The following is a 16,666-nucleotide window of genomic DNA, read 5'->3' on the forward strand; positions in this document are numbered from 1 at the left end:
TCACACCGAAGTCTTCACACCGAAGTCATTGTCAGGGAGCGTGCCTGCGGAATTGACCGCATCCCGGAGGTACCCCTGTGCAACGTCCACGGCACCCGGTCGGTGGCAAGCGTCCGCGAGATTGAGGTGCAGGGATGTGGCGAAGCCACGGACGGTCGGCCACAGTGCGAACAGCTGTGTACTCGCCGACTCCACCTCGCCGGTGAGAGCTTCCATGAACGCTGTATCTGGGGCGCGCATCAGTTCTCCTCCATCTGGACCGGCATGAGCACGGACGTGAGATCGCCGCACTGCGCCGACCGGACTGTCAGCGGCAGGTCCGGGCCGCGGAGTTCCAGTAGGATATCGGGCCCGAGCGCACCGGTCAGTGCCGGATACAGCGTGGTCAGGGAGAAGATCGCACGGGTCGGGGAGCCGGTGACGCCTGCATCCGGTACGGCGTGCCCAACCTGCACCTCACCCTCACTCGCGGAGACGGCGACGCGGGGTCCGGCGGCCTCCACTGCCCGTCGGAAAGCGGTGGAGTCGACGGAGATGCGGGAGACCGGCTCGGTGAGGGCATCGAGCATGAGCCGGTAGTCGGGGAAATCCCCGGGGAGAAGAGGAAGCGCGGTGGTATCACCCGCGACCACCGCGTGCAGATGCTCCGGGGCGCAGTGGAGCGTCACCTGGTCGGCACGGCGCCACACCGGAAGCGCGGCGGTCAGGGCACCAGCCGATACCGCCCCGGACCAGTCTCCACCGGTGACGCCGGGGAGCGTGAACGTCCGGACGGCCAGCCGGTACCGGTCAGTGGCGACCAGCCGCATCTCACCGTCCGTGACCTCCACGAGCACAGTGCCGAGAACCGGAAGTTCCGGTTCATTCACGGTGGTGGGCAGCACAGAGTCCAGCCCGGCTGCGAGAACCGGGCCGGCCAGTGTGAAGGTGGGGGATGATGCCGCGGGCGGAGCAGCGGGTTGACGATCGCCGGTGAGTTCGTCGGTGATTTGTTCCGCGGCGGCGATCGCGTCTCCGGTGGATGCGCGGAGATCCGTGATGTGCCGTCGGATGACCTCCGCGGCGTCCTCCGGAGAGGAACTGAGGACGTCGCGGACACCCGACAACGGCATGCTTGCGGCACGCAGCCGCCGGATGCGGATCCCTGCAGAAATCTGGGACGGAGCGTAGAGCCGGTAGCCGGAGAAGGGGTCGGTGTCGGCGGGTTCGAGGACTCCGGTGTCGGCGTAGAACCGCAGTGCGCTGGTGGTGAGCCCGGTGGCCCGGGCGAATTCGCCGATGGACAGGAGTTGCCTGTCGTTGTCGTAGGTCATGGTGTCAGCGTGGGCCTTCAGGCAGGGTGAAGGTCAAGCCCGGTGTGCCGGGCCGAGGTCGCCGCGTCCACGACCTCCTGCTGCATGTTCGAGAGGATGAACAGCACGCCGATGAACACCAGCCAGAGCGCCGCGAGGACCACCCACACCCGGAGATTCCACCGCCGGCGCATGGCGATCACGGCGACGAACTCGCGGAGGAAGCCTGCCGGCACGAAGTAGGACGCCGTCCTCGCACCCACCACCCGGGCGTCCAGTCCCAGATGCTCGGTCAGCTCCGCGGCACGCAGGGCATGGTAGTTGCTGGTCACCACGACGAGGCGGGCATCCTTCCCGAGCAGGTCGCGCGTGTTCCTCAGATTCTCCTCCGTGGTGGTCGAGCGATCCTCCAGCACCATCTGTTCCCGCGGCACACCCGCCTTCTCCGCGTAGCGGGCCATCGCCTCGGCCTCGGCGATCTCCTCGTCCGCGCCCTGCCCACCGGGGAGTACGAGCGTCACCTCCTCCCCGGCGTCCTGCAGTTCCCGCAGCATCGCGATACCGCGGTCCACCCGGGCGGCGAGCAGCGGCGTCGGCTCAGTGCCGTTGAGCCCGGCGCCGAGGACGACCACGGCGTCCGCGTGACGGGGGCGGGTGATCCGCCCGTAGAGCACGGCGTAGACGGTGAACGCGACGAGCTGCACGAGGATCATGCCGACGGTCAGCGCACCCAGCGGTGTGACGACGAACAGGAGGATTTCGGCGGCCGCCCGGTTCTCGGCCGGTCCGCGGCCGAGCAGGTACAGGCCGAAGAACAGTCCGACGATGGTGCCCAGCAGGGCGAGGCCGAAGACCGCGGGGACGAGGGTCGCCGTCCCGAAGCCCTCCCGCCGGACCACCACCGCACCGTTGATGAGCAGGTAGATGCCGGTCGCCAGGACCGCGAGCACACCGAGGACCAGGACGCCGGCGACGAGCAGTGTGGCGGTCTCTCCGTCGGGGTCACTCTGCAGTTCACTGACGACAGCGGTGACCCAGACGAGGAAGACGGTGGCGACGATGAGCAGCCCGTTGCGGGAGTGCCGGGGTTCCCGGATGATCGACCAGACGGTCCAGACGGCGAGCAGTGCGGTGACGCCGCCGAGGATCCAGGTTGCGGTCACGGGTGTTCCTTTCGTCAGGAGGTGGCCGGTCGGGGACCGGGCGCACGGTGGGGCGGAGTCAGACTGCCAGGTTACGTGCCTGGATGTTGACCGACAGCCCGTCCTCGCCGACAAAGGGGCGGACGGTCTCTGCCGTGGTCACGCCGGGCAGGGGGACGGTGGCGACCGGGGTACCGTCGGCAGTGACGGTGAGGACGCCGTCCTCCAGGGTGGCGGCGTAGGTGCTCTCCGCGCCGTCGACGCTGCCGTGGTCGGTGAAGCTGCCGTCGGCGGCGGGCAGCGGATCCGGCTGGGCGGTCGGGCCACCGGGGAGGGTGACGGGGACGTAGATGTCGAGCAGGCCGACGGTGTTGTCCCGGTAGTCCTGGACGATCCACTGGGCCTTCTCCTGCCCGCTGGTGACATCGACGTAAGCGGTGGAGACGGTTCCCTTGTCGGCGAGGAACAGCGGGCGGCCGTGGATGTCGATGGCGGAGGCGGTGGCGTCCGGGGCTACTCGGGCGACGATGGACCGGACAGTGCTCTCCGCCTCGTGCTGGGCGCTGAACTCGGCGGAGACACCGGCGACGGCAAGTCCGCCGACAAGGACGACAGAGGCGGACAGGGCGAGGATGTGGGTTGTTCTCATGGGAGCTCACGCTACGGTCCGGGTAGTGGGTCACGGATCAACCCGTGGTCTGAACCTGCAGGCCAGGCGGGGTCATACCGGGGGATGACGTGGTGGCTTCCCCACCAGCACCCGCGCCGCAGCCCTCCCGGCCAGGCGTCCCGCACGGTTCGCCCCGACCGTCGAGGCGGTGGAACCGTAGCCGACGAGCAGGACGCGCGGATCCTCCGCCACGGTCACCTCGTCGGCCATCCGGATGCCACCGTCCGGCCCGCGCAGGTGCAGCGGGGCCAGGTGGGTCAGGGCAGGCCGGAAGCCGGTGTTCCAGAAGAGCACGTCGACGTCCTCGGTGTGGCCGGGTTCGAAGGGGGACCAGCTGGCGGGCTGTTCCAGCGGGCTGGTGCCGTCGGGGCCGGGGGCGGCGTCCTGCAACGCCCGGGCGGAGGGTTCGCCCCACACCACGCCGTGGGGCGTGATGTGTCCGATCATTCCGCGGGAGACCAGCACGCCGGACGCCACGGCGTCGAGGTACTCCGGCCACGGCGGGATGCCGGTGTTGCGCACCACCGAGTCCGGACGCCGCCCCTGCGTCGTCGCCTCACGGACGCGTTCCTCGGCCTTGTAGCCCCAGCGCTGGTCGAACTGATCCGGGGAGAAGTTCGGCGGACGCCGTGTCGCCCAGAGAGTCTGTGCCGCAGATCCCGGCTGGTTGAGCTCCAGGAGAAACTGGACGGCGGAGAGTCCGCCACCGATGACGAGGACGCGATCGCCCGCGAAATCCTCCTTGCTCACGTAGTCGACGGTGTGGAGCTGGCGTCCGGTGAAGTCGGCGATGCCCGGTGTGTACGGGATGTACGGATGGGTCCAGGTCCCGGTGGCGTTGAGCAGCAGTCCGGTGCGCAGGGTGGTGCAGGTGTCACCATGCAGGACGGTGAGTTCAAGGTCGGTGTCCTGTTCCTCGCCGGTGCTGTGGACGGCGACGACCTTCACCGGGCGGACGACCTGCAGCCCGAAAGTCTCCTCGTAGCGACGGTAGTAGTCGGCGACCAGCCGGGACGCCGGGACGGACGGGTCCGGGCGGTCCATCGGCAGCCCCGGCAGGTCGGCGATTCCGTGGGCTCTGCCGAGCGTCAGCGAGTCCCACCGGTGGCGCCATGCCCCGCCGGGGCCGTCGTCGGCGTCGAGGGCCAGGAAGTCCGTGCCCGGGACGAGGCCACGGTGGACGAGTTCATGGGCGGCGGCGAGCCCGGCCTGGCCGGCGCCGATGATGACGGCCGGGATGCGATCGGGAATGCCGGTGGATGCGGTCATGGCGCCGAGGCTAGTCGTCCGGCTTCTTCCTCAGCGCTTCCAGCACTTTCCCGTCGGTCTTGTAGCTGCTGTGCTCGTCGCCGAGATCCCGGTCAAGCAGACCCCAGAGGCTGCCGAGTGTGTCCTTGCGGGCATCGACGGAATCACCGACCGGGCCGAGCAGATCCATTGCGCGGTCCCACAGACCTCGGTCTTCGGGGACCCTGCCGTTGATGTCGTCTGCTCCCCAACTCCAGTCTCCGGGATCGTTGCCGTGGATCCACGGAATGTCAGCGACCCCGCCGATGAAGTCCCGGGAGTCCTTGTACACGTGGACCTCGGCATCCCCGTCCAGGGCCCGGAGGTTGAGGTCGGAGGTGGAGTCGGCCTTCATGCCGGGACTGCCCAGGAGGTGGATCTCGTCAGCGTCCAGAGTGGCGGTGTCGTCCCGGGCTGCTTCGTCGATGACCCGGGTGCCGTAACTGTGCCCCACGATGCTGAGTCGGGCGTCCGGGTTCCGTTCGCGCAGCATCGCCTGATGCTTGCGCAGTGTCGGCCCGGCAGCTTCAGCACGACCGTTGAACATCGCACCCACCAGATTCCCCGGAGGGGACCACTCGCGCCATACGACGGTCGCCTGTCCGGGACCGGTGAACCGGCCGGCGAACTCCGAGGCGCCCCGGAGGGCCGACAGACTTCCGGAGCCGGTACCGGATACAAGTGTGGTGACCTTGTCCGCGGTATCGATGTTGCCGATGATCGTGGCCGGGTTCCCACCGTCCGTGATGACCTCGACACCGATGTCCGCCGGGTCATGCCCCTGCTCCTGCAGCATCGCCACTGCCGCGTCAGCGGCCCTGAGCATCTCCTCCCGGAGCTCCGGAGTGACCGACGGATCATACAGTCCGTCGATGCGTACCCCGGGTGGGATGCAGTCAGGGGATCCCGCCGCCGCCCCACGTGCGCCAGGGGAGAGGGAATTCTCCTGCACCCGGCAGGTCGCATCGACCCCGGCGGCCGAGGTGATGGCGTCGGCCGCTGCACGGTCGGCCTCGGTCACCGATTCCATCGCGTCCCGGAGGACCAGAGTGAATGCGGCTGCCGCGGGGTCGGCACCTGCCGCGGCCATCTGCCCGAGAACCGCTGTCCCGAGTCCGTGGAATCCCGGGGCCCCGGAGGTCACCAGCCCGCTGTCGTGGACGGTCATGCCTGCGGACTCAGCGGCGATGATGGTGGTGGCCACCTCGTCCCGGATGCCGGTGAGCAGATGACAGTGACTGTCCAGCAGCTCAGCTACCTGAGCTGCCGCTTCGCCAGCGGTACGGATCTGTCCGGAGACCGACGTCAGTTGTTCCGACCTGTTGTCCGCGGCGGTGCCCTCCCACTCCGGAAAAGCCGATACCAGGTCGATACCGGATGCCACTTCTTCCAGCTCGGTGCGGGTATCCGACCAACTGCCCGTGGCGAGCGAAGCCGCAGCGACGGGGGCATCGGCGATCTCCCTGATGTTCATGAACCCGACCCCTCCAGATCCGCGGCGGCCTCGGTTTCCGCGGTACGGACGGCGGCGACGAAAGCACGTACCCTCTCGGCGGCCGACCCGGTCGTCGTACCCTGTGTCGACACGTCCCGGGCGATCGCGTGAGTGGCGAGGGACAACGCCTGCACCACTCTTCCCCCGGGGAGCGCGGCCACCGGTGGGTTCCCCGTGTGCGGCAGGCGCCGTGCAGTTTCGTTCAGCCGTTCCCCGAGTGCCGCCAGTTCTCCTGCCGCCTGCTCCACAGCCTGCGGCTCGATGCCGAAGACCCCTGATCCTGCCTGCCCTGCCCCGTGCGTCATGACCCCTCCCGGTGTCCGGTTGTCCGTCCGGTCCGCCCCGTCGGCGGCTCCGGTGGGTCAGGACAGTATCGGCGTCCCCGGAAAAGCGTCAATGTTCGCCACCGAACCTGTGGACAATTCTCCTCCGGTTCGTGCCACCCTCTGTGGACAACGCGGTCCGGAGGGGCAGTTGTCCTCATCGGTCAGGAGGCCGGTGATGAGGCACGAGGTCCAGCCGACGGTGACTCCGGACAGGACGGACATGGTGTCCGTGGCACCTGACCCTGCGCGTCTGCACCACCCTGAGGCTACCCCAGGCGTCCCTCCAGCCGGTCGATGTAGCCCTGGCTCGTGGCGTCCAGCCCGATGAACGTGACCTGTTTGCCGCGTCGGGCGTACTGTTCGCGCACTCCCTGCAGTGCGGCGACGGTGGAGGAGTCCCACACGGTGGTCGCCGAGAAGTCGACGGTGACCTCATCCGGGTCGCCGGCGTAGTCGAACTGGTACACCAGGTCATTCGAGGACGCGAAGAACAGCTGTCCTTCCACCCGGTAGGTGCCCTCACCGGTGCGCTGGACGTGGGTGAGATGGGCGACGCGCCGGGCGAAGCCGACCATCGCGGTGAGGACGCCGAGGATGACACCCACCGCCAGGTTGTCGGTGACGACCGTGGCGATGACGGTGACCAGCAGGACACAGGTCTCCGACAGTGGCATGACCCGCAGCGTGCGCACCGAGTTCCAGTCGAAGGTGGTGAAGGCGACCACGATCATCACCGCGACCAGGGCGGCCATCGGGATCTTCCCGACGATGTCCGAGAGGCTCACCGACAGGATGATGAGGAACGCCCCGGCGAGGAAGGAACTGATCCGGGTGCGCGCTCCGGCCTGTTTGACATTGATCATCGTCTGGCCGATCATCGCGCAGCCGCCCATGCCGCCGAAGAAGCCGGTGACGATGTTGGCGATGCCCTGGCCGAAGGTCTCACGCGTCTTGTCGGAGTGGGTGTCGGTGAGGTCGTCGACGAGCTTCGCGGTGAGCAGGGACTCCATCAGGCCGACGAGTGCCAGTGCCACGGCGTAGGGGGCGATGATGCCGAGGGTGTCGAGGTTCCAGGGGATGTCGGGGATCCCGGGACCGGGGAAGGAGTCGGGCAGTTCACCCTGGTCGCCGACGGTCGGGACGTCGATCGACAGGGTGACGACGGCGAGGGTGATCAGCAGGATGGACGCCAGTGGTGCGGGGATGCGGGTGGTGACCTTCGGGAAGACCACCATGACCAGCAGTCCGGCGACGACCAGCGGGTAGACGGCCCGGGGGACGTCGATGAGGTTGTCGAGCTGGGCGGTGAAGATGAGGATCGCCAGGGCGTCCACGAAGCCGGTCATCACCGACCGTGGGATGAAACGCATCAGTTTCGCCACGCCCAGTCCGCCCATGATGACCTGGAGGACGCCGCCGAGGATGACGGTGGCGACGAGGTACTCCACCCCGTGGTCGCGGGCCACAGGGAAGATGACCAGGGCGATCGAGCCGGCGGCGCCGGAGACCATGCCGGGGCGTCCACCCAGGAGAGCGGTGACGCATGCCATGGTGAAGGCGGCGTAGAGGCCCATCTTCGGGTCGAGGCCGGCGACGATGGCGAAGCTGAGGGACTCGGGGATCAGGGCGAACGCGGTGACCAGCCCGCCGAGGATCTCCACGGTGAGCAGTTTCGGGCTCTTGAGTGCGGCGAGGACGGTCGCGGGCTTCGGCTGGGCTTGCGGATCTGACGGTTCGGGCACAGCGTGATGGTATCCCGTGCGGACGTGGGGGACTGCGTCGTCGCTTTGCGCCACCCACTGTTCACGGTCAGTTCGGTTCTTCGCCGCTGCGGCGGTCACCGGGTGTTCACCCCTGGGGTGCACCATGCGGTGCATGCGCACCCGCCCCCTCACTCTCTCCCTGCTCGCCTCCGTCACCGTGAGTGCCATCGTGCTCGCCGCCGCTCCCGCTGTCGCTGATGACACCCCGCCCGGCCCGGACCGCACCGGTCTCGTCAGCGAGTTCTACGACTGGTGGACTCCCGGTGCCTACGACGACACAGATGAGGCCACCATGCTCGCCACCGCCTTCACCGGCGATGTCACCGAGGCCGGCGCCGCTGTTCTCGCCCGCAACGACGAGGGGGTGCAGGCGATCAACCACGCCGGCGCCGTCGACCCCGACCAGGCACTGCGTGCCCTGGAGGACGCCGACGAGGTCTGGACCGAGACCCTCGGAGACTCCCTCGGCCCCGTGCTCTCCGGGTACCTTCTCGACGGCGTGGAACAGGGCGACCTCCCGCTCACCACCTCAGTCATCGAGTCCGGAGAGGACAACGCCACCACCGGCACCGCCAAGACGGACGTCAACTTCCCTCGCCCGTTCCTGCAGACCGCGGACAAGGACCGGGGCGGGTTCGGGGACCGGTCCCGCAACGGGGAGAACGACCTCAAGGGTCTCGATCCGCAGCTCGACATCGAGCGTATCCCGGACCAGGGCACCCGTCCGGACAACGGGGAGCCGCACTCTGCCGGCTACGACGGCTTCGCCGGTGTCGGTGAGGACGGCGTGAGCGGTCTCAACCAGGCCTTCCCCTCCGGCCACACGACCTACGCCTACGGCATCAGCCTGCAGCTCGCCGAGCTGCTGCCCGAACTCGCCCCCGAGATCATCACCCGTGGTTCCGAGGCGGGCAACAACCGTATCGTCCTCGGCGTCCACTACCCGCTGGACATCATCGGTGGACGCATCGAGGGTCACGTCAACACGGCCACCCAGCTCGCCGACGGTGACTACATCGACTCCACTCTCACACCCGCCCGCGAGGAACTCGTCGCCTACCTGGAGCAGCGCTGCGACGCCGACGGCCACGGCGCGCCCCTGACCGACTGCATCGAGGACACGGACGCCAACGACGCCGGCGGCTACGTCAACGCCTTCACCGATCCGGTCTCCACCTCGCCGGTGACCGACCGTGCGTCCGCCCTGACCGCCTACGAAGCACGGATGACCTACGGTTTCGAGCGGACCAGCGACGGTGGCCGGGCGCCCCGCGTCCCCGAGAACGCCGAGAAGCTGCTGGTCACCGCCTTCCCCGATCTCACCGATGAACAGCGACGCGAGGTGCTCGCCGCCACAGAGATCGACTCCGGCTATCCGCTGGACGCCTCCTCCGACGGCTGGGCGCGGATCAACCTTCCCGCCGCGCTGAGCTCGAAGGTCACCGTCGACTCCACCGGCGCGGTCGTCAAGGTCGAGCCGGGACAGGATGCACCGGGTGTCGTCACCTCTGACGTCCCGGGCTCGCCGGCAGGCTCTCTCGTCGGCAGCCTGTGACCCCCGCCGTCCTCACGTACCCTCGGACCCATGCGCATCGCAGCGATCCAGATGAGTTCCGAACCGGATGTGGCGACGAACCTGACGACCATCCGCACTTACATCACCGAGGCCGCGCGCCTGGGCGCTGACCTCGTGGTCTTCCCCGAGGCGGCGATGTTCCCCTTCGATGCGGGACGCCTCGACATCGTCGCGCAGCCGCTGTCGGGACCCTTCGCCACCGCGGTGACGAAGGCCGCCGTCGAGCACGACGTGACCGTGGTGGTCGGCATGTTCACCCCGGCCGACACCGTCTACCGGTATCCGGACGGACGACGCACCACCGAGCCGATCGCCGGGGCGGGGGAGACCAACCGGTTCCGCCGGGTCTACAACACGCTGCTGGTCACCGGCCCGCACGGCACCGACCACTACAACAAGATCCACACCTTCGACGCCTTCGGCTACCGCGAGTCCGACACGGTCAAGCCCGGTGACCGGAGAGTGGTCTACGAGATCGACGGTGTCACCATCGGTCTGGCGACCTGCTACGACATCCGTTTCCCGGCGCACTTCTACGCGCTGGCGAAGGCGGGGGCGACGGTGATGGTCGTGCCGACGTCCTGGACTGACGGGCCGGGCAAGCTCAGCCAGTGGCGCACCCTGACCTCGGCCCGGGCCCTGGACACCACCAGTTACCTCGTCGCCGCCGGCCAGTCGCGCCCCGGATCCCCGGACCGCTACGGGGTCAATGACGGGCCGACGGGTATCGGCCACTCGATGGTCATCGGACCGGACGGGGCGCGGCTCGCCGAGACCGGGTATGTCTCCCAGGTGCTCCTCGTCGACATCGACCCGAACCGGGTGGACAAGGTCCGTAAGGGCCTGCCGGTCCTCGCCGGGCACGACCGCGACCTGAAGGTCAGCGGCGTCGACATCCACGCCAAGGGTGTGCGGGCCCTCGGCGAGCAGGAGGACTAACTCTTCCGCAGCAGCCACACGAAGTACGGCGCGCCGATCAGGGCGGTCATCAGCCCCACCGGGATCTGCGACGGGGCGATGAGGGTACGGCCGAGGATGTCGGCGACTCCGACCAGCACCGCACCGAGCAGCATGGACACCGGGATGACGCGGACATGCCGGGCCCCGACCAGTGAGCGCGCCAGGTGCGGGGCGACGAGCCCGACGAAGCCGACGGTGCCCACCGCCACGACCGCCATCGCGGCGAGGAGCGCGGCGACCGACAGCAGCACAAGGCGGGTGCGACCGGGACGCAGCCCGAGGATGCGTGGGGTGTCGTCGTCGACTGACATGAGATCCAGGTCACGGTGCATCGACCACAGCACCGGCAGTGCCACGACCAGCACCACGACCACCGGCAGTACGTCGGAGAAACCACGCCCGTAGGTCGTGCCGGACAGCCAGGTGAAGATCCGCGGGGTGTTCCACGGGTCCGAGCGCAGCAGAAGATACGTGGTCAACGACGACAGTGCGTACCCGGTACCGATGCCCACCAGAACGAACCGGTCCGGGGAGAGACCGCCCCGACCGGACAGGGCGGCGATGACCGCGAAAGTCAGCAGCCCGGTGGCCACCGCGGCGATGACCAGTGCGGGACGCCCCTGGTCCGGGGCCAGTGTCACCACGGCCACCGCACCGAGTCCGGCTCCGGCGGTGATGCCCAGCAGGCCAGGATCAGCCAGCGGATTACGGACCGTTCCCTGTACCGCGCAGCCGGACAGGCCGAGGGCGGCACCCGCGGTCACGGCGGCCAGCACCCGTGGCACCCGGTCATCGAGGGCACCGTCGACCAGTCGCGGGGCGGCGCCCTGCAGCCAGAGCATGATGTCGCCGGTCTTCAGCCACAGGGAGCCGGCGAGCATGCCGACAATCACCGTTGCGACCAGCAGCACCACCGAGGCCACCACGACGACGAGGTACCTGCGCCGCGACCGTACCTGCGCGCCGGTGCGTCCGGAACCGGAGGTCGCACCGCGTGACGACCCGGCGTCCCGTAGCCGCAGCGCGAGCACCACGATGAGGATGCCGCCCAGTATCCCGGTGGGGATCCCGGTCGGTACCGCGGTAGCACCGGCCGCGCCGAGCAGTGCCCGCAGGCCGGCGTCCGACAGCAGCACCAGCAGGGCACCGATGAGTCCGGAGACCGGCAGGGAGACCAGGTGGTTGTGCAGTGCCGGAACCTTGGAGGCGAGGAGCCGGGTGAGCACCGGGGCACCCAGTCCGACGAAGGCGAGCGGCCCGGCCAGCGTCACCGCGGTCGAGGTCAGCAGTACCGCGCCGAGCAGGGCGAACAGACGGGTCGAGCGCACCGGGACGCCCAGGGTGGTGGCCGTGTCATCGTCGGACAGGGCCAGGGCGTCCAGTCGACGGGACATCAGCAGCATGAGCACGATCACTGCGACGATCGCAGGGACGGCACGCTGCGAGGCATCGATACTCAGCTGCGCCAGTGAACCGGAACCCCACGCGAACAGGCCGGTGGTGCCCTCCTTGAACAGGATGAGCAGCATGCCGGAGACGGCGTCGAGCGCCATGGCGATGGCCGAGCCGGCGAGGATCAGCCGGGTCGTGGCCGTCGACGAGTTACCGCCCCAGGCCCCGGCCAGGCCGAGGACCACGGCGGCGGCGACGAGCCCACCGGCGAAGGCGACGAGCGAGGACGCCCACAGCGGCACCGAGAGGCCGAAAGCGGCGACCGCGCACAGGGCCACATAGGACCCGGCGGTCACCGCGAGGGTATCGGGGGAGGCCAGCGGGTTGCGGGTCACCGACTGCAGCAGCATGCCGGCGACACCGAGGGCCACACCCACGGCGACACCGGCGAACAGTCGTGGCAGTCGGGAGCCGGTGATGATGTCACCGTGGTCCCCGCTGAGCAGGTCGGTCAGGCTGAGCCCCGAGGTGCCCTGGGTGATGTGCCACGCGCCGACGAGGACGAGCGCGGCGGCGAGACCGCCGATCAGGCCGGCGGCACTCAGGGCGGTACGGGGACGGATCACCTGCTGATCTGGTCCAGGGCCTCGACGTAGGCGTCGAGCAGGGCGATGCAGGAGCGCGGGCCACCGGCGGTCCACAGGCTGGAGGAGAACTGGGCGGTCCGGCCGTCCTTCACGGCGGGCAGGTTGTTCCAGATCGGGTTCTTCTCCATGGCGGCGACGTAGTTCTCCGGGTCATCGGCGGCCTGCGTCGCGCCGGAGAAGAAGAGGTTGGCGTCCCCGACGGCGGTGAGGCCCTCGATGTCGGTCTGCGCGAGACCGTACTGCTCGTCGACACCGCCGGAACCGTAGGACTCGTTGACCTCGTCGGTCCAGGCGGAGGTCAGGCCGAGCTGCTCGCCCATCTGGGTCATCAGCGCGCCGGAGGTGTACGGACGGATGGTGAGGTTGCCGGACTCCACCCAGCCGTCCATGTACAGGAACTTGTTCGTCGGCAGGGCGGCGACGGTGTCGGCGACCTTCTCCTTCGTCGCGGCGATGGCGTCGTCGAACTCCTGGTTGAGCTCATCGGCACGCTCGGAGCGGCCGGTGGCCTCACCGATCATGGACATGACGTCCTTGACGTTGCCGATCTGGTCGTCGGTGTCCGCGCCCGTGGTGACGAGCACGGGCACGTCACGCTCCTCGAGCTTCTTGAGGGTCTCGTCGTCCGGGTCGAAGGTCTCGAGGATGATGAGGTCCGGGTCGGCACCGTAGAGGGCGTCGAAGTCCGGCTCGCCGCGCTCGCCGGCGTTGACCGCGTCCTCCGGCAGCTTCTCAGCGGAGACGTACCGGGAGTAGGAGTCCGGGGAGGCGACGGCCACCGGGTCGACGCACAGGCTGATGGCGTCCTCCATCTCCTGCCACTCCAGCACGGCGACGCGCTTCGCCGGCTGGTCGAGCTCGACGGTGCGGCCGAGACCGTCGGTCAGGGAGACCGGGTCGGTGGAGGTGGCGATGTCGCCGTCGCAGCCCTCGGCGTTCGAGGTGGGGACGTCGGAGGAGGACGCCTCGTCGTCGGAATCGGTGGTGCCGCAGGACGCGGCAGTCAGGGCAAGGGTCATGACGCCGGTGGCGGCGAGGACTCGGGTGAGCTTCATGAGTTCTCTTTCAGTTCCAGGGAAGGGTAGGGACGGTGTCCGACCGGGTCGATGCGCAGACGCCCGGTGCGGGGATCCACGCCGACATCGACGGGGACGCCGTAGGCGAGACTGATGTTCTCCGCGGTGAAGACCTCCACCGGGGGGCCGGCGGCGTGGACGCGGCCCTCGTGGAGCAGCAGCACCTCATCGGCGACGCGCACCGCGTGATCGAGGTCGTGGAGTACCACGCCGACGGTGGTCTGCCGGTCCTCGGCGAGGTCGCGCAGCAGATCAAGGATCTCGGTCTGGAACCGCAGGTCCAGGTGGTTGGTGGGCTCGTCGAGGAGGAGGACGCCGGTGTCCTGCGCCAGGCAGGCGGCCAGCCACACCCGCTGCATCTCACCGCCGGACAGGGCGGACGCCGGGCGTTCCCGCCTGCCGGTCAACCCGGTGATCTCCAGGGCGTGGTCGATCGCGGCCTGGTCGGCGTCGGTGAGACCGGCGAACCGCTTCCGGTGCGGGTGACGTCCGAAGGCGACGACCTCGGTGACAGTGAGCCCGTCGGGGGTCGGTCGGGACTGGGCGAACAGGGTGACGCGGCGGGCGAAGGCCTTCGGTGAGAGCAGGGTCGTGTCGTGACCGTCGAGGGTGACGGCGCCGGCGGTGACCGGGTGTAGCCGGGCCAGGGACCGCAGCAGGGTGGACTTGCCGGAACCGTTGGGGCCGACGAGGGCGGTGACGGTACCGGGGGAGAAGGAGACGGACACACCGTCGATGACGGTGCTGGTGGCGTTGCCGCTGCCGTAGCCGAGCACCAGGTCGGTGCCCTGCAGGGGCTCTCCGCCACCGGTCATGTCCTCTTCCTTCCTGTCAGGTACGCGTTACCTAACCCGGAAAGTATATGGACCGCCGAACGGTGTCTGCAATCATGACTTTCGGACATCTGACATGGAAATCCGGACACGCCCCGACTAGGCGACGGCACCGGGGGTCTTCCCTGTCACCTTGTGGAAGGCGGCGATGAAGGTGCTGGGCTGGGTGTATCCGAGCTGGTCGGAGACCTCGTGGACGCGGTGGCCCGCTGACAGCAGCGTCACCGCATGACGGATCCGTAGCGACTGCCGCCACTGACCGTAGGTCAGGCCGGTGGACTCGCGGAAGGCACGCGTCACGGTCCGCTCACTGATACCGAGGTCCCGGGCCCACCCGTCGAGGGCCCGCGGACAGGCGGGATCGGCGAGCAGGGTGTCGACGATCCGGGTGATCCGCGGGTCGTCGGGGACCGGCAGGGAGAACTGGTCCGCTGCCGGCTCCAGGACATCGAAGACCACCGCCTCGGCACGGGCTCGGGCGGCGTCCGCCAGATCGGGGCGGGCCAGGTGGGTGAGCAGTGATTCCAGGACAGGCGTCATCTCCACGACGGTCGGACGGAGGAAGGCGACCGGGGTGCGCTCGGGGGAGAAGAAGGCGTCGCACAGGATGACATTCGCCGTGACCTGCCCGGAGTGTGGGGTACCCGCGGGCAACCAGACGGCGCGTCCCTCCTGGACGGTGAACAGCTGCTCCCCGTCGTCGGTGCGGACCCGGGAGGTCATGGTGCCGTGGCGGACCCACACCAGCTCGTGGACGGAGTGGCTGTGCCACGGCCAGTCGGTCGGCACGTCCGGCCACTGTCCCTCGGAGAGGATGACGAAGGGGGCGGTGATCTCCGCCGGTTCGAGGGCCAGGTCGGTCACATCGACTCCGCGGTGATCATCGCGGGGTCGACGCCGGCAGCGGTGAGGACGCTGACCGCCTCGTTGACTGCCGTGGCGTCCTCCGGTCCACCGGCGACAAGGACGCGGCGTCCTGCCCAGGTGTTGCCGGCATTGTCGGCGACCGCAACATCGGCAGCGGTGCCGTGGCGCAGTTCCTCGCCGTTGACCAGCTGCTCGGGGCCGGGGCGGGAGTAGATGGTGAAGCGTTCGCGCTCCGGGGTGTCGAACCAGGCGGCGTCCCCGGTGGCAGTGGCGTCGGTGACGACCGGGGTGAAGGTCAGCCAGCCGAAAACCCCTGCCAACCCCAGCATGCCGGTGTACTCGTGCAGGTCATCGGGGTTGTCGACCTGCCAGTAGAGGTGCACCGGCGGGACCGTGTCGCGGGTCGAGGCGTCCAGGATGAGGGCACGCAGCGGGGCGAGGCCGGCGCCGAGGGCGATCATCAGCGTCGGGGTGTCCGCGGACAGTTCCAGTCCGCCGGTCGGGTTGGCGACCACCCAGTGCTCGCCGACGCTGACCTCCGGGGGAGTGTCGGCCGGGTGGAAGAACGGGAACTCCAGCAGGCCACCGTGGTTCGGCGGGATGGAGGACGCCACCACCTGCCACCGGTCGGGGTCGCCCGGGGAGCGGGCCTCGAGGAACTGTCCGGCCCAGCCGGTCTGCGGCGGGGTGGCGGTCAGTCGGACCACCGTGATGCGCGGGGAACGCTGCTGGATCTCGAGGACCTCGGCGTCGGAGGCGGCGGGGATGCCGGCGTCCTCGTCTTCGACCGCGCCGAGAGCGGCGATGCGGACGCCGAGATCCACGGTCTGCAGTAGTTCGGTGAGGCCGACGGGGATGCCCGCTTCTTCGGCGGCCTGGTAGGTGAGGTCGGTGCCGGGGTAGGGGAAGTTGTAGAGGCCGCACAGGGCGCGGCCGAGGGATTCTGCGGCGGCGGCGACATGCTCGATGGTGATGCCGTTCTTGCGCAGGTCGCGCCCGAGGTCGGCGAGGAACGCGGTGCTGCTGTCGTCGAAGTTCGCGAATCCGGAGGCGGTGACGGTCAGGCCGTCGGCGGCGGTGAGCGCGGCGCGGCGGACCCAGGCCACGTCCGGGACATGGGGTGGGAGGGAGGTGCCGTCGACGGTGGTCGGCTGCGGCACATCGCCGAGCGGAGGCGCGAGGCGCCGGTAGTGCCCGTGCGCGGTGGCGACGAGGTCGTCGAGCCGGTCATAGGTCGCGTTCACGGCGCCGGAGAGGGTGGACAGGTCCGGTGCGCTGACGGCACGGAAATGTCGGGACCCGGGGTGGGACGGCTCGTGACTCATGGGTTCATTCTGTCA

Annotated in this window: 15 protein-coding genes; 2 read left to right on the forward strand and 13 right to left on the reverse strand. The window is 69.2% G+C overall.

What is annotated here, in order from left to right; genetic code table 11:
• From ACZ9GM_RS14265 to ACZ9GM_RS14300, 8 genes are all read right to left on the reverse strand, one after another.
• Complete coding sequence (locus ACZ9GM_RS14265) at nt 1–240, reverse strand: hypothetical protein (RefSeq protein ID WP_476038232.1); 240 nt, start codon at nt 238–240, stop codon at nt 1–3.
• Nucleotides 240–1,313: a DNA polymerase III subunit beta family protein gene (locus tag ACZ9GM_RS14270; RefSeq protein WP_476038233.1), complete on the reverse strand. Its 1,074-nt coding sequence runs from the start codon at nt 1,311–1,313 to the stop codon at nt 240–242. Before ACZ9GM_RS14270 ends, ACZ9GM_RS14265 begins: the two co-directional genes overlap by 1 nt.
• Before the next feature lie 17 nt (nt 1,314–1,330).
• The gene (locus ACZ9GM_RS14275; RefSeq protein WP_476038234.1) at nt 1,331–2,455 is read right to left on the reverse strand and encodes a YdcF family protein; all 1,125 of its coding nucleotides are present in this window, start codon (nt 2,453–2,455) and stop codon (nt 1,331–1,333) included.
• Between the two features lie 58 nt (nt 2,456–2,513).
• A complete protein-coding gene (locus ACZ9GM_RS14280) occupies nt 2,514–3,083 on the reverse strand; it encodes a hypothetical protein (protein WP_476038235.1) in 570 nt (189 codons plus the stop codon).
• 72 nt (nt 3,084–3,155) lie between these two features.
• Nucleotides 3,156–4,373, reverse strand: a complete 1,218-nt coding sequence (locus ACZ9GM_RS14285; protein WP_291476010.1) for an NAD(P)-binding domain-containing protein — start codon at nt 4,371–4,373, stop codon at nt 3,156–3,158.
• A 10-nt stretch (nt 4,374–4,383) separates the two neighbouring features.
• A complete protein-coding gene (locus ACZ9GM_RS14290) occupies nt 4,384–5,865 on the reverse strand; it encodes an alpha/beta hydrolase (protein ID WP_476038236.1) in 1,482 nt (493 codons plus the stop codon).
• Nucleotides 5,862–6,191 carry a hypothetical protein gene (locus ACZ9GM_RS14295; RefSeq protein ID WP_291476014.1) on the reverse strand — a complete coding sequence of 110 codons (330 nt, stop codon included), beginning with the start codon at nt 6,189–6,191 and terminating at the stop codon, nt 5,862–5,864. Before ACZ9GM_RS14295 ends, ACZ9GM_RS14290 begins: the two co-directional genes overlap by 4 nt.
• Nucleotides 6,192–6,478: 287 nt before the next feature.
• Nucleotides 6,479–8,080: a SulP family inorganic anion transporter gene (locus ACZ9GM_RS14300; protein ID WP_476038237.1), complete on the reverse strand. Its 1,602-nt coding sequence runs from the start codon at nt 8,078–8,080 to the stop codon at nt 6,479–6,481.
• A 7-nt stretch (nt 8,081–8,087) separates the two neighbouring features.
• Between ACZ9GM_RS14300 and ACZ9GM_RS14305 the strand changes: the two genes are divergently transcribed.
• Nucleotides 8,088–9,530, forward strand: coding sequence for a phosphatase PAP2 family protein (locus ACZ9GM_RS14305; protein ID WP_291476017.1), 1,443 nt, complete (start codon nt 8,088–8,090; stop codon nt 9,528–9,530).
• Nucleotides 9,531–9,560: 30 nt separating this feature from the next.
• Nucleotides 9,561–10,490 carry a carbon-nitrogen hydrolase family protein gene (locus ACZ9GM_RS14310; RefSeq protein WP_476038238.1) on the forward strand — a complete coding sequence of 310 codons (930 nt, stop codon included), beginning with the start codon at nt 9,561–9,563 and terminating at the stop codon, nt 10,488–10,490.
• On the opposite strand, the gene ACZ9GM_RS14315 is transcribed toward ACZ9GM_RS14310, so the two are convergent.
• The 5 genes from ACZ9GM_RS14315 to ACZ9GM_RS14335 all read right to left on the reverse strand — a co-directional run bounded on the left by ACZ9GM_RS14315 (nt 10,487) and on the right by ACZ9GM_RS14335 (nt 16,651).
• A complete protein-coding gene (locus tag ACZ9GM_RS14315) occupies nt 10,487–12,529 on the reverse strand; it encodes an iron ABC transporter permease (protein WP_476038239.1) in 2,043 nt (680 codons plus the stop codon). The genes ACZ9GM_RS14310 and ACZ9GM_RS14315 overlap by 4 nt on opposite strands.
• The gene (locus ACZ9GM_RS14320) at nt 12,526–13,605 is read right to left on the reverse strand and encodes an ABC transporter substrate-binding protein (RefSeq protein WP_476038240.1); all 1,080 of its coding nucleotides are present in this window, start codon (nt 13,603–13,605) and stop codon (nt 12,526–12,528) included. Before ACZ9GM_RS14320 ends, ACZ9GM_RS14315 begins: the two co-directional genes overlap by 4 nt.
• Nucleotides 13,602–14,441 carry an ABC transporter ATP-binding protein gene (locus ACZ9GM_RS14325; RefSeq protein ID WP_476038241.1) on the reverse strand — a complete coding sequence of 280 codons (840 nt, stop codon included), beginning with the start codon at nt 14,439–14,441 and terminating at the stop codon, nt 13,602–13,604. The genes ACZ9GM_RS14320 and ACZ9GM_RS14325 overlap by 4 nt, the downstream gene beginning before the upstream one ends.
• A gap of 117 nt (nt 14,442–14,558) precedes the next feature.
• Nucleotides 14,559–15,323, reverse strand: coding sequence for a helix-turn-helix transcriptional regulator (locus ACZ9GM_RS14330; RefSeq protein ID WP_141657091.1), 765 nt, complete (start codon nt 15,321–15,323; stop codon nt 14,559–14,561).
• On the reverse strand, nt 15,320–16,651 hold the full coding sequence (locus tag ACZ9GM_RS14335; RefSeq protein ID WP_476038242.1) for a ferredoxin reductase domain-containing protein: 1,332 nt from the start codon (nt 16,649–16,651) through the stop codon (nt 15,320–15,322). Before ACZ9GM_RS14335 ends, ACZ9GM_RS14330 begins: the two co-directional genes overlap by 4 nt.
• Nucleotides 16,652–16,666 lie beyond the last annotated feature (15 nt).

The sequence above is a fragment of the Corynebacterium sp. UD i78 genome (genome assembly GCF_056280545.1).